The sequence below is a fragment of the Streptomyces sp. NPDC054813 genome (assembly GCF_053611365.1).
On the sequence record NZ_JBSHAF010000021.1, the window covers coordinates 58,967 to 71,874 of the forward strand.

The following is a 12,908-nucleotide window of genomic DNA, read 5'->3' on the forward strand; positions in this document are numbered from 1 at the left end:
CAACAAACCCCTCCATGATATTTTACCCCCCCCCCCCACCCCGACGCCCCCAAACCCCCCCCAAAACCGCTAATTGGCGGCGCGGATTTTCCGCACGAAACACCCCCCCCCGCTTCACGCGCGCGTGCCGCTCGTCGCGTTACTCCGCGGCGACGACCGTCACTTCGCCGATGCCGAGGGCCTCGACCGGCTCCTTGATCTGCGCCGCGTCGCCGACGAGGACGGTCACCAGGTGGTCGACCGGGAAGGCGTTCACGACGGCCGCGGTGGCCTCCACGGTGCCGGTGGCGGCCAGTTGCCGGTAGAGCGTGGCCTGGAAGTCGTCGGGCAGATGCTGCTCGACCTGGTCGGCCAGGGTGCCGGCGACGGCCGCCGCCGTCTCGTACTTGAGCGGCGCAACGCCCACCAGGTTCTGCACGGCGACGTCGCGCTCGGCGTCCGTGAGGCCCCCGGAGGCGAGGGTGCGCAGCACCGTCCACAGGTCCTGGAGCGCCGGGCCGGTGTTCGGGGTGTCCACGGAGCCGCTGATGGCGAGCATCGCGGCGCCGCTGCCGTCGGGGGCGGACCGCAGGACCTGCCCGAAGGCGCGGACGCCGTAGGTGTAGCCCTTCTCCTCACGCAGGACGCGGTCCAGGCGGGAGGTGAGGGTGCCGCCCAGGCAGTAGGTGCCGAGCACCTGGGCGGGCCAGACGCGGTCGTGCCGGTCGGCGCCGATGCGGCCGATGAGCAGCTGCGTCTGGACGGCTCCGGGGCGGTCCACGATGACGACACGGCCGGTGTCGTCGGCGGAGACCGGGGGCACCGGCCGGGGCTGGGCGGCGGAGCCGCGCCAGGCGCCCAGGGTCTCGCCGAGCAGTTCGTCCAGGTCGATGCCGGTCAGGTCGCCGACGACGACCGCGGTGCCGGTGGCAGGGCGGACATGCCGGTCGTAGAACGCGCGTACGGCGGCCGCGTCGATCTTCTCGACGGTGTCCTCGGTGCCCTGGCGCGGTCGGGACATCCGCGCGGTCGACGGGAAGAGCTCCTTGTAGAGCTGCTTGGCGGCCCGGCGGCTGGGGTTGGCCAGCTCGTGCGGGATCTCGTCGAGGCGGTTGCGGACCAGCCGCTCGACCTCGCTGTCGGCGAAGGCAGGTGCCCTGAGCGCGTCGGAGAGCAGCCCGAGTCCCTTGGCCAGGCGGGAGGCCGGGACCTCGAGGCTGAGCCGGACACCGGGGTGGTCGGCGTGGGCGTCCAGGGTGGCACCGGCCCGCTCCAGCTCGGCGGCGTACTCCTCGGCGGAGTGCTTGTCGGTGCCCTCGGAGAAGGCGCGCGCCATGATCGTGGCGACGCCGTCCAGGCCGGCCGGCTCGGCGTCCAGGGGCGCGTCCAGGAGCACCTCGACGGCGACGACCTGCTGGCCGGGGCGGTGGCAGCGCAGCACGGTGAGCCCGTTGTCCAGGGTGCCGCGCTCGGGGGCCGGGAAAGCCCAGGGCCGGGCGTCGCCCGGCTGGGGCTGCGGGTGGAAGTCCATGGTGGCGAGCTCGCTCACTTCGCCGCCTCCTCGTTGTTGTCGCCGGCTTCGACCGTGGCCTCGGCCTCGGGGTCCTCGGGTACGTCGGCGTCCTCGACCGCCTCCGGGGACTTGGGCTCGTAGACGAGCACCGCGCGGTTGTCCGGCCGCAGCCGGGCCTTGGCGACCTCCTGGACCTCTTCCGGGGTCACCGCGAGGACGCGTTGGACGGCGGTCAGGGCGAGCTGCGGGTCACCGAACAGGACGGCGAACCGGCACAGTTCGTCCGCGCGGCCCGCGACGGTCCCCAGCCGGTCCAGCCACTCGCGCTCCAACTGGGCCTGGGCGCGCTCCATCTCCTCGGGCGTGGGGCCCTCCTCGGCGAACCGGGCGAGCTCCTCGTCGATGGCGGTCTCGATGACCGGTACCTCGACGTCGCCGGAGGTCTTCACGTCCAGCCAGCCCAGGGAGGGCGCACCGGCCAGGCGCAGCAGGCCGAAGCCGGCGGCGACGGCCGTACGGTCGCGCCGTACGAGGCGGTTGTAGAGGCGGGAGGACTCGCCGCCGCCGAGGACGGTGAGGGCCAGGTCGGCCGCGTCGGACGTGCGCGTGCCGTCCTCCGGGAGCCGGTAGGCGGCCATCAACGCACGCGCGGGCACCTCCTCCACGACGACCTCGCGCAGCTGCTCGCCCATGATGTCGGGCAGCGAGCCGTCGCGCGGGGCGGGCTTGCCGTCGTGCGCCTGGATGGAGCCGAAGTACTTCTCGACCCAGGCGAGGGTCTGCTGGGGGTCGATGTCGCCGACGACCGACAGAACCGCGTTGTTGGGCGCGTAGTACGTACGGAAGAACGCCCGCGCGTCCTCCAGGGTGGCCGCGTCCAGGTCCGCCATCGAGCCGATCGGCGTGTGGTGGTAGGGGTGGCCCTCCGGGTAGGCGAGCGCGGTCAGCTTCTCGAAGGCGGTGCCGTAGGGGACGTTGTCGTAGCGCTGGCGGCGCTCGTTCTTGACGACGTCCCGCTGGTTCTCCATCGACTCGTCGTCCAGGGCGGCGAGCAGGGAGCCCATGCGGTCGGCCTCCAGCCAGAGGGCGAGCTCCAGCTGGTGGGCGGGCATGGTCTCGAAGTAGTTGGTGCGCTCGAAGCTGGTGGTGCCGTTGAGCGAACCGCCGGCGCCCTGGACGAGCTCGAAGTGGCCGTTGCCCTTCACCTGGGCGGAGCCCTGGAACATCAAGTGCTCGAAAAGGTGAGCCAGGCCGGTACGTCCCTTGACTTCGTGCCGGGAACCGACGTCGTACCAGAGGCAGACCGCCGCGACCGGGGTCAGGTGGTCCTCGGAGAGCACCACGCGCAGACCGTTGGCCAAGCGGTGCTCGGTCGCTGTCAGGCCTCCGGAGCCTGTCTCGGCCGTGGTCGTGTGACCCATGGGCATGTACGTCCCTTCACTCGCGTCACTCACGTCACTCGCGGAAGCGGTCTCGGACCGCGGTTTTTCTGCCAGTCCTGCCACTGTATGCAAGCGCGCCGGGACCCGGCGAAGTTCCCGCACCACGTACGCCCACAGCGGATCGCGTAGCCTGCGTCCGACTCGCTCCCGAACGCCTCCGAGGCACCGGGGCGGGCCGCGGAGACCGGGGCCTGGCCCGGGTTGTCAGTACCGCGGTCCACAATGGTCAGCGTCAGATCCCGTTCACGCATGAGCAAGGAGCCGGCAGCGATGGCCCGCCGCAGCACGAAGACCCCGCCGCCCGACGACTCGTACGAGGAGAGGATCCTCGACATCGACGTCGTGGACGAGATGCGCGGCTCCTACCTCGAGTACGCGTACTCGGTCATCTACTCGCGCGCCCTGCCGGACGCCCGCGACGGTCTCAAGCCGGTGCACCGCCGCATCGTCTACCAGATGAACGAGATGGGTGTGCGCCCCGACCGCGCCTATGTGAAGTGCGCGCGCGTGGTCGGCGAGGTGATGGGCAAGCTGCACCCGCACGGCGACGCGTCGATCTACGACGCGCTGGTGCGCATGGCCCAGCCGTTCTCGATGCGCGTCCCGCTGGTCGACGGCCACGGCAACTTCGGCTCGCTGGGCAACGACGACCCGCCGGCCGCCATGCGGTACACCGAGTGCCGGATGGCCGAGGCGACCAGCCTGATGACCGAGTCGATCGACGAGGACACGGTCGACTTCACGCCCAACTACGACGGCCAGGAGCAGGAACCGGTGGCGCTGCCCGCCGCGTTCCCGAACCTGCTGGTGAACGGCTCGTCGGGCATCGCGGTCGGCATGGCGACGAACATGCCGCCGCACAACCTCGGCGAGGTGATCGCGGCCGCCCGCCATCTGATCCGGTACCCGAACGCGGACCTGGACACGCTGATGAAGCACGTCCCGGGCCCCGACCTGCCCACCGGCGGGCGGATCGTCGGTCTGGAGGGCATCCGGGACGCGTACGAGACGGGCCGTGGCACCTTCAAGATCCGGGCCACGGTGGCGGTGGAGGCGGTGACGGCCCGCCGCAAGGGCCTGGTCATCACCGAACTGCCCTTCACGGTCGGCCCCGAGAAGGTCATCGCCAAGATCAAGGACCTGGTCAACTCCAAGAAGCTGCAGGGCATCGCCGACGTCAAGGACCTCACCGACCGCGAGCACGGGCTGCGTCTGGTCGTCGAGATCAAGAACGGCTTCGTGCCCGAGGCGGTCCTGGAGCAGCTCTACAAGCTGACGCCGATGGAGGAGTCCTTCGGCATCAACAACGTCGCCCTGGTGGACGGCCAGCCGCTCACCCTGGGCCTGAAGGAACTGCTCGAGGTCTACCTCGACCACCGCTTCAACGTGGTCCGCCGCCGCAGCGAGTTCCGCCGCACCAAGCGCAGCGACCGCCTCCACCTGGTCGAGGGTCTGCTCACGGCCCTGGTCGACATCGACGAGGTCATCCGGCTGATCCGCTCCAGCGAGAACAGCGCGGAGGCCAAGCAGCGTCTGATGGAGCGCTTCTCGCTGTCGGAGATCCAGACGCAGTACATCCTGGACACCCCCCTGCGGCGCCTGACCAAGTACGACCGCATCGAGCTGGAGGCGGAGAAGGAGAAGCTCACCGCGGAGATCGCCGAGCTGACCCGGATCCTGGAGTCGGACGCGGAGCTGCGCAAGCTGGTCTCGGCCGAACTGGCCGCGGTGGCTAAGAAGTTCGGCACCGAGCGGCGCACGGTCCTGCTGGAGGCCTCGGGCGCCCCGGCGGCCGTGGTAGCGCTCCAGGTGGCCGACGACCCGTGCCGGGTGCTGCTCTCCTCGACCGGCCTGCTGGCGCGCACGACGAACGGCGAGCCGTTCCCGGAGGACGCCGACGGCAAGCGGGCCAAGCACGACGTGATCGTCTCGGCGGTCCCGGCGACCGCCCGTGGCGAGGTCGGCGCGGTGACCTCGTCCGGCCGTCTGCTCCGCATCAACGTGGTCGACCTGCCGCAGCTCCCGGAGACGGCGACCGCCCCGACCCTCGCGGGCGGCGCGCCGCTGTCCGAGTTCCTCTCCCTGGAGGACGGCGAGTCGCTGGTCTGCCTGACCACGCTGGACGAGTCGTCGCCGGGTCTCGCCCTCGGCACCGAGCAGGGCGTGGTCAAGCGCGTGGTCCCCGACTACCCGTCCAACAAGGACGAGTTGGAGGTCATCACCCTCAAGGAGGGCGACCGGATCGTCGGCGCGATGGAACTGCGCACCGGCGAGGAGGACCTGGTGTTCATCACGGACGACGCGCAGCTGCTGCGCTACCAGGCCTCCCAGGTGCGCCCGCAGGGCCGGCCGGCGGGCGGTATGGCGGGCATCAAGCTCATCGAGGGCGCGAAGGTCATCTCCTTCACGGCGGTGGACCCGGCGGCCGACGCGGTGGTCTTCACGGTGGCCGGTTCGCGCGGCACGCTCGACGACTCGGTGCAGACGACGGCCAAGCTGACCCCGTTCGACCAGTACCCGCGCAAGGGCCGCGCCACCGGCGGGGTGCGCTGCCAGCGGTTCCTGAAGGGCGAGGACTGCCTGGCCTTCGCCTGGGCGGGCCCGGTGCCGGCGAAGGCGGCCCAGAAGAACGGCACGCCGGCCGAGCTCCCGGAGGCCGACCCGCGCCGGGACGGCTCGGGTGTGTCGCTGCCGAAGACGGTGTCGGTGGTGGCGGGCCCGGTCTAGGCCTCGTAACCCTCCTCCTCAGGGCCTTCCTCCAGGCCCGGGACATAGCGCAGGACGCCCCACATGCCGTGCTCGTCGGCGTGCGGGGCGTCGTTCGTGCACGCGTCCAGTTCCTTGTGCAGGGCGGGCACGTCGATGCCGGAGCCGATGAGCACGAGCTGAGTCGCCCGCTCCTCGTCCCGCCCCCAGGGCTCCGGGTAGAACCGCAGGAACCGCCCCACGGCATGCACGGCGTACCGGTTCCCGGTGTCGTACGGCCCGAAGTCGACGTACCCCTTGATCCGGTACAGCCCTTCGGGCCGGCTGTCGAGGAAGGTCATGAGCCTGCGGGGATCGAGTGGCCGGCCGGAGGCGAAGGACAGACTGTCGTACCGGGTGTGCAGGTGTCCCTCGTGCCCGGCGCCGCTCTCGTGCCCGTGCAGGTCGTCGAAGGACAGCTGCCCGATGCGCTCCTCGCCGGGCCGGCAGTCGAAGAGGAACTCGGGGTCGATACGGCCGTTGGTGGCCGGCACGACGGCGGCCCCGTGGTCGCTGAGCGACCGCACGAGCCCCAGGACACGTTCGCCGCCCTGCCCGGCCCGGTCGAGCTTGTTCACGACGACCAGGTCGGCGAGGGCGAGGTGCCGGTCGATCTCGGGGTGCTTCGCGCGCGTGTCGTCGAACTCGGCGGCGTCGACGACCTCGACAAGGCCGCCGTAGACGATGCCGGGGTGCTCGCTGGCGAGCAGCATCCGGACGAGTTCCTGGGGCTCGGCGAGACCGCTCGCCTCGATGACGATCACGTCGATACCGGTGGCCGGGTCGGCGAGCCGCTCCAGGTACCGGTCCAGTTCGCTCGCGTCGACGGCACAGCACAGGCAGCCGTTGCCGAGCGAGACGGTGGAGTCGCCGAGGGCGCCGGCCACGGCCATCGCGTCGATCTCGATGGCCCCGAAGTCGTTGACGATCGCCCCGATCCGGCTGCCTCCGCTGCGGTGCAGGAGGTGATTGAGGAGCGTGGTCTTCCCGGAGCCCAGGAATCCGGCGAGCACGACGACCGGGATCTGCTGGGGGCTGCGGTGGTGCTCCAACGGGGGGCCTCTTTCATGCGGGCGGGGGTGTGGGCCCATCCAGGATAGGAAACGGCCTGCCGCCGAAAGCCGCGCCCGTCGCCCCAGGCATGCCGACCGGGAGACGACGGTGCGTGACGATCGCCGCAGAGGCCTACCGAACCGCGGCCGGCACCCTCGGCTCCGGTCCCACATACCGTGCCACCGGCCGGATGATCTTCGAGTCGGCCGCCTGTTCCAGGATGTTGGCGCTCCAGCCGACCGCGCGGGCCGCCGCGAACGTCGGGGTGAACATCTCCCTGGGCAGGCCGCAGAGTTCCATGACCACGCCGGCGTAGAACTCGACGTTGGTGTGGAGTTCGCGGCCGGGCTTCAGTTCGGCGAGAATGCGCTCCACATGGCGCTCGACCTCGACGGCGAACGCGACCCGGGGGCCGCCGAAGTCCTGCGCGATCTCGCGCAGCATGCGGGAACGCGGGTCCTCCGTACGGTAGATCGCGTGCCCGAAGCCCATCACGCGGTCGCCGGCCAGGACCCGTCCGCGGATCCACGGGTCGATCCGGTCCGGTGTCCCGATCGCGTCCAGGGTGTCCAGCGCCCGGCTGGGCGCGCCCCCGTGCAGCGGCCCGGACAGCGCGCCGACCGCTCCCACGAGGCAGGCCGCGACGTCCGCGCCGGTCGACGCGATGACGCGCGCCGTGAATGTTGATGCATTGAATCCGTGATCAATGGTTGAGATCAAGTATTGCTCGACCGCACGCGCCCGCCGGGGATCCGGTTCCGAACCCGTCAACATGTACAGGTAGTTGGCCGCGTACGACAGGTCCGCGCGCGGCTCCACCGGGTCGAGCCCCTGGCCGAGCCGGTACAGCGCGGTGAGCAGTGTCGGTACGGCAGCACAGGCGACGACCGTGTCGGCCCGCCGCCGGTCCGCGTCGATGTCGTACACCGGCCGGAAACCCTGCGCCGCGCCGAGCAGCGAGAGCGCGGTGCGCATCCCGGCCAGCGGTCCGGACCCGCCGCTCGCCGCGGCCACCGCGGGCAGCGCCGCCCGGACCTCGTCGGGCAGGTGCCGCAGCGCGGCGGTCTCGGCGGCGAAGGCGGCGGCACGCGTCGCGTCCGGCAGTTCGCCGTGGACCAGGAGGTGCCAGACGTCCTCGAAGCCACGGGTGCGGGCGAGTTCGACGGCCGAGTACTGCCGGTAGTGGTAGAAGCCCTCGACCCCTCGGACGTCCCCCACCTCGGTGTCGGTGACGACGACACCGGCGAGCCCGCGCGGCACCTCGACAAGGGTCGACGCACTCCTGCTGACGGTCATGACATGCCTCCGCTTTCCTCCCTGAACTTGATTCGACTGTCCATGCTTGACTCATCGTCTGTCAATATTGATTGAATCAATATCCGTCGGACACGACTACGGTGGCGCCATGCGCGATCAACAACCCGCTCCCGGCAGTCCCGCGCGACGGCTGACCACCAAGGAGACCGCCGAGCTGCTCGGGGTGAAACCCGAGACCGTGTACGCCTATGTGAGCCGTGGTCAGCTGAGCAGCAGGCGTGAGCCCGGCGGCCGCGCCAGCACCTTCGACGCCGACGAGGTGGCGGCACTCGCCCGGCGCAACAGGCGGGATGCCGCGGGGAGTCCGGGGTCCGGCGGGGATCTGTCGGTGCGCACCCGGATCACACTGATCGAGAAGGACCGCTACTTCTTCCGGGGCGTAGACGCCACCGAACTCGCCGCGCGCCACTCCTACGAGGAAGTGGCCGAGTGGCTGTGGACGGGCCGGATGACTCCGGGCGTGACCCTCACCGCCCCGCAGGACACCGTCGCCGTCGTGCGCCGGGCCGTCGACGCGCTGCCGGAGCACACCTTGCCCACCGACCGGCTGCGGGTCGCCACGATCGCCTCGGCCGCCCAGGATCCGCTGCGCTTCGACCTGTCCGAGGACGCCGTCCTCGGTACCGCGCGCGTGCTGATCCCCACGCTGGTCGCGGCGTTGCCCATGCAGCGCGAGCGTGGGCACGACGACGGCCCGCTGGCCCACCGGCTGTGGCGCCGGCTGACCGGCATCGACCCCAGCGACGCCGCGCTGCGCGTCCTGGACACAGCGCTCGCCCTGCTCGTCGACCACGACCTGGCCGCCTCCACGCTCGCGGTCCGGCTCGCCGCCTCCGCACGCGCCCACGCCTACGCGGCCGTGTCGGCCGGGCTCGGCGTCCTCGAAGGCCCCCTGCACGGCGCCTCCAGCGGCCTCGCCCACCGGATGCTGCTCGACGTCCTCGACCAGGGCACCGCCGTCCCGGTGATCGCGGACGAACTCCGCGCGGGCCGTCGTATCCCCGGCCTCGGCCACCGGCTCTACCAGGGCGAGGACCCACGCGCGCGGGTCCTGTTCGGCCTCCTGGAGGAGGTCCCCCGCGCGGAGCCCGCCCTGCTCGCGGCCCGGGACGTCGTCGCCACGACCGCCCGGCACGCTCCGCTGCACGCCAACGTCGACCTGGCGCTGGCCGTGTTCACGGCCTCCTGCGGCATGCCCGCCACCGCGGGCGAGACGATCTTCGCCGTCGCCCGAACGGCGGGATGGATTGCACACGCCCTGGAGGAGTACGGGGAACGCCCGCTGCGGATGCGCCCCAGCGGTCACTACGTCGGTCCGAAGCCGCCGCAGCCGCTGCCGGAGTAGCCCACCCGCGCGCAGCCCACCGGAGAGGCGAACGGGCCGGGGCCGGAAGTCACCCCGGGCAAAGTCAGGTTAGGCTCACCTCTGTGAGTAGGTGCACCACCGTCTCCCGGATGCTCGACGAGCCCGTTTCCGGCACTGCCGCCACCGCGACGACGTGGCTGCTGCTGGAACAGCCCGGCCCGTGGGGTGCCAAGGCGCTCACTTCGAGCCATCTGGACCCCGCGCTGGGCCGCGCCCTGGAGGCCGCCGCCCAGGGCACCGGCGTGCGGATCGCGCTCATCCGCCGCCCCGGCCGCCACGCCGATCCGGGCACCCCCGCCGTGCGCCAGGTGTACGCGGCCCACACGGTTCCCGGGAACGTCTGGCTGCACAGCGCCGCCACCCGCGACCCCGAGCGGCTGCTCGGCCTCGACTTCGCCGCGCTCGGTGCAGGCGACCACCGATCGTTCGGAGCGGCGCTCGACGGCCGGCCGCACTCGGGCAGCCCTCTCGCGCTCGTCTGCACCAACGGCAAGCGCGACCGCTGCTGCGCCCTGCTCGGCCGCCCGCTCGCCGCCGAACTGGCCGCGTCCGGCGTGGCGGGCACCTGGGAGGTCACCCATCTGGGTGGTCATCGCTTCTCGCCGACGGTGCTCGTGCTGCCGTACGGCTACGCGTACGGCCGCGCCGAGGCCCATGCCGTCAAGGAGGTCCTGCACGGCGCCCAGGAGGGCCGTGTGGTGCTGGAGGGGTGCCGTGGGTGCTCCGCCTGGGAACGGCCCGGCCAGGCGGCCGAGCTGGCCGTGCGCGAGGCGGCGGGCGAGTACGCGGCGGGCGTGCTGAGCGTCGTACGGACGGAGGGCGCGGCCCCGCACTGGGACGTCACCGTCGCCCACACCGACGGCCGCCGCTGGCGGGTCGGCGTGGCCCAGGGCACCTCCCTGCCGCCCCGCGCGGAGAGCTGCGGGGTGTCGGTGCTGGGGTCGCCGGCCCGGATGGACGTGGTGTCGCTGCGGGAACTGCGGGCGACGACGGCTCTGGCGAGCTGACGCGACCGCCAAGGGCGGGAGGTGACGCGGTCGCGAGGGGGAGCTGATGCGACCCCCGACGACGGGTTTCCCCAAGAAATAGTCAAGAGATCCACGCCACACCCCCTACGGCCGGGCCCGCACGCCCACGTACCGTCGTGGGCATGAGCCCCACTCCTCCCGCACGCCGCCTACGTCTCGGCCTGCCCCGACGGGCGTTCTCGCAGGTCCTGCTGATGCAGGTGGTGATCGCCGCCGGGGTCGCGGTGCTGGCGACCGGGCTCTTCCTGGCACCGCTGAGCAAACAGCTGGACCAGGAGGCGATGCGCCGGGCCCTGGCGATCGCCCAGACCACCGCCCAGGACCCGCAGATCGCCGAGGGCGTCCTCACCACGCAGCCGAGCACGACCGGCCCGGTGCAGCGGGAGGCGGAGCGGATCCGGAAGGCGACCCGCGCCGAGTACGTCGTGGTGATGGACCGGCGAGGGTTCCGCTGGTCGCACACCACGCTCTCGGAGATCGGCCGCCATGTCTCGACCAGCCCGAGGGAGGCGCTGGCCGGCGAGGACGTCATGCAGATCGACAACGGCACCCTGGGCCGCTCCGCGCGTGGCAAGGTGCCGTTGTACGACGCGAAGCACCGGATCATCGGGGCGGTCTCGGTCGGTATCGCCTACGACAGCGTGCGGGCGCGCCTGCTCAGCGCGATCCCCGGGCTGTTCGCCTACGCCGGCGGCGCTCTCGCGGTCGGTGCGCTGGCCGCCTGGCTGATTTCCCGGCGGGTCCAGCGGCAGACCCGCGACCTGGCCTTCTCCGACATCTCGGCACTGCTCGCGGAGCGCGAGGCGATGCTGCACGGCATCCGGGAGGGCGTCGTCGCGCTCGACCGCGGCGGCCGCATCCGCCTGCTGAACGACGAGGCGAGACGGCTGCTCGGCATCGGCGACGAGGCCGTCGGCCGGTCTCCCGACGAGGCGCTCGGCGAGGGCCGTACGACCGATGTCCTGGCCGGCCGGGTGACCGGCACCGATCTGCTCACCGTGCGCGGCCAGCGGGTCCTGGTCGCCAACCGCATGCCCACCGACGACGGCGGCGCCGTCGCCACCCTGCGCGACCGCACCGAGCTGGAGCAGCTCGGCCGCGAACTCGACTCCACACGCGGGCTGATCGACGCCCTGCGCGCCCAGGACCATGAGCACGCCAACCGTATGCACACCCTGCTCGGGCTGCTGGAACTGGAGATGTACGACGACGCCGTGGACTTCGTCGGGGAGGTGGTGGGCGACCACCGGGTCACCGCCGAGCAGGTCACCGAGAAGATCCAGGACCCGCTGCTGGCCGCTCTGCTGGTCGGCAAGGCCACCGTCGCGGCCGAGCGCGGGGTCGCCCTGTGGGTGTCGGACCGCACCTGGCTCCCGGACCGGCTGATCGACCCCAGGGGCCTGGTCACGGTCGTCGGCAATCTCGTGGACAACGCGCTGGACGCGGTCGCCGGCACTCCGCACGCGCGCGTGGAGGTCGAATTGCGCGCCGAGGGCCGCGCGGTCGTCCTCAGGGTGCGCGACACCGGGCCCGGAATCCCGGCGGAGCAGCGGGAGCTGGTCTTCACCGAGGGGTGGTCCACCAAGAAGCCGCCCGCGCACGGCAAGCGCGGCATCGGGCTCTCGCTGGTGCGCCGGCTCGCCGAACGGCAGGGCGGCAGCGCGGTCGTGGGCGAGGCGGACGGCGGGGGCGCGCAGTTCACGGTCGCGCTCCCCGAGGCACTGACCGAGCCGGAACCGGAACCGGCGCTCGTCCCGGCCGACGAGGAGACGCGATGATCGAGGTCCTGGTAGTGGACGACGACACCCGGGTCGCCCGGGTGAACGCCGCCTACGTCGAGAAGGTGCCGGGCTTCCATGTGGCCGGCGAGGCCCACAACGCGGCCGAGGCGCTGCGCCGGTTGGAGACGCTGCCCCGCCTCGACCTGGTCCTCATGGACCACTATCTGCCCGACGACACGGGTCTCGCGGTGGTCCAGGAGATGCGCCGGCGCGGCTACCGAACCGACGTGATCATGGTGACAGCGGCCCGGGACGTGTCGACCGTGCAGGCGGCGATGCGGCACGGCGCCCTGCAGTACCTGGTCAAACCGTTCGCGTTCGCGGGACTGCGCGCCAAGCTGGAGGCGTACGCCGAGCTGCGGCGCACCCTGGACGGCGGCGGCGAGGCCGAACAGGCCCAGGTGGACCGCATCTTCGGCGCCCTGTCCACGACGTCCGAGCCCGACCTGCCCAAAGGGCACTCCCCCACCACTGCCGAGCTGGTACGCCAGTCCCTGATGAACGCCCAGGGCCCGCTGTCGGCCCAGGAGATCGCCGAACGGACCGGGCTGAGCCGCCAGACCGCCCAGCGCTATCTGAAGCTCCTGGAGCGCACAGGACGGGCCCGGCTGACCCTCAAATACGGCGACGCGGGCCGCCCCGAACACCGTTACGTGTGGGCGACCCGCGGCTGAACGCCTCCGG

General features: G+C 72.0%; 9 protein-coding genes. 5 read left to right on the forward strand and 4 right to left on the reverse strand.

Translation table 11 applies throughout. The annotated features are described in order from the left end of the window. Window positions 1-139 precede the first annotated feature (139 nt). Both ACWGJB_RS34655 and ACWGJB_RS34660 read right to left on the reverse strand, forming a co-directional pair. The gene (locus tag ACWGJB_RS34655; RefSeq protein ID WP_453384000.1) at window positions 140-1,528 is read right to left on the reverse strand and encodes a M16 family metallopeptidase; all 1,389 of its coding nucleotides are present in this window, start codon (window positions 1,526-1,528) and stop codon (window positions 140-142) included. Further along, a complete protein-coding gene (locus ACWGJB_RS34660; RefSeq protein WP_453384001.1) occupies window positions 1,525-2,919 on the reverse strand; it encodes a M16 family metallopeptidase in 1,395 nt (464 codons plus the stop codon). Before ACWGJB_RS34660 ends, ACWGJB_RS34655 begins: the two co-directional genes overlap by 4 nt. Window positions 2,920-3,204: 285 nt before the next feature. Between ACWGJB_RS34660 and ACWGJB_RS34665 the strand changes: the two genes are divergently transcribed. After that, window positions 3,205-5,661 carry a DNA gyrase/topoisomerase IV subunit A gene (locus ACWGJB_RS34665; protein ID WP_453384104.1) on the forward strand — a complete coding sequence of 819 codons (2,457 nt, stop codon included), beginning with the start codon at window positions 3,205-3,207 and terminating at the stop codon, window positions 5,659-5,661. On the opposite strand, the gene ACWGJB_RS34670 is transcribed toward ACWGJB_RS34665, so the two are convergent. Both ACWGJB_RS34670 and ACWGJB_RS34675 read right to left on the reverse strand, forming a co-directional pair. Then, the gene (locus ACWGJB_RS34670; RefSeq protein ID WP_453384002.1) at window positions 5,658-6,770 is read right to left on the reverse strand and encodes a CobW family GTP-binding protein; all 1,113 of its coding nucleotides are present in this window, start codon (window positions 6,768-6,770) and stop codon (window positions 5,658-5,660) included. The genes ACWGJB_RS34665 and ACWGJB_RS34670 overlap by 4 nt on opposite strands. Window positions 6,771-6,864: 94 nt before the next feature. Next, window positions 6,865-8,028, reverse strand: coding sequence for a citrate synthase/methylcitrate synthase (locus tag ACWGJB_RS34675; RefSeq protein WP_453384003.1), 1,164 nt, complete (start codon window positions 8,026-8,028; stop codon window positions 6,865-6,867). Between the two features lie 109 nt (window positions 8,029-8,137). Between ACWGJB_RS34675 and ACWGJB_RS34680 the strand changes: the two genes are divergently transcribed. The 4 genes from ACWGJB_RS34680 to ACWGJB_RS34695 all read left to right on the forward strand — a co-directional run bounded on the left by ACWGJB_RS34680 (window position 8,138) and on the right by ACWGJB_RS34695 (window position 12,898). Beyond that, on the forward strand, window positions 8,138-9,394 hold the full coding sequence (locus tag ACWGJB_RS34680) for a citrate synthase (RefSeq protein WP_453384004.1): 1,257 nt from the start codon (window positions 8,138-8,140) through the stop codon (window positions 9,392-9,394). 83 nt (window positions 9,395-9,477) lie between these two features. Next, entirely contained in the window at window positions 9,478-10,422 is a 945-nt protein-coding gene (locus ACWGJB_RS34685) for a sucrase ferredoxin (protein ID WP_453384005.1), read from the forward strand. Between the two features lie 143 nt (window positions 10,423-10,565). After that, on the forward strand, window positions 10,566-12,221 hold the full coding sequence (locus ACWGJB_RS34690; RefSeq protein WP_453384006.1) for an ATP-binding protein: 1,656 nt from the start codon (window positions 10,566-10,568) through the stop codon (window positions 12,219-12,221). Then, window positions 12,218-12,898 (forward strand): response regulator, encoded by a 681-nt coding sequence (locus tag ACWGJB_RS34695; RefSeq protein ID WP_453384007.1) that lies wholly within the window; start codon window positions 12,218-12,220, stop codon window positions 12,896-12,898. The genes ACWGJB_RS34690 and ACWGJB_RS34695 overlap by 4 nt, the downstream gene beginning before the upstream one ends. Window positions 12,899-12,908 lie beyond the last annotated feature (10 nt).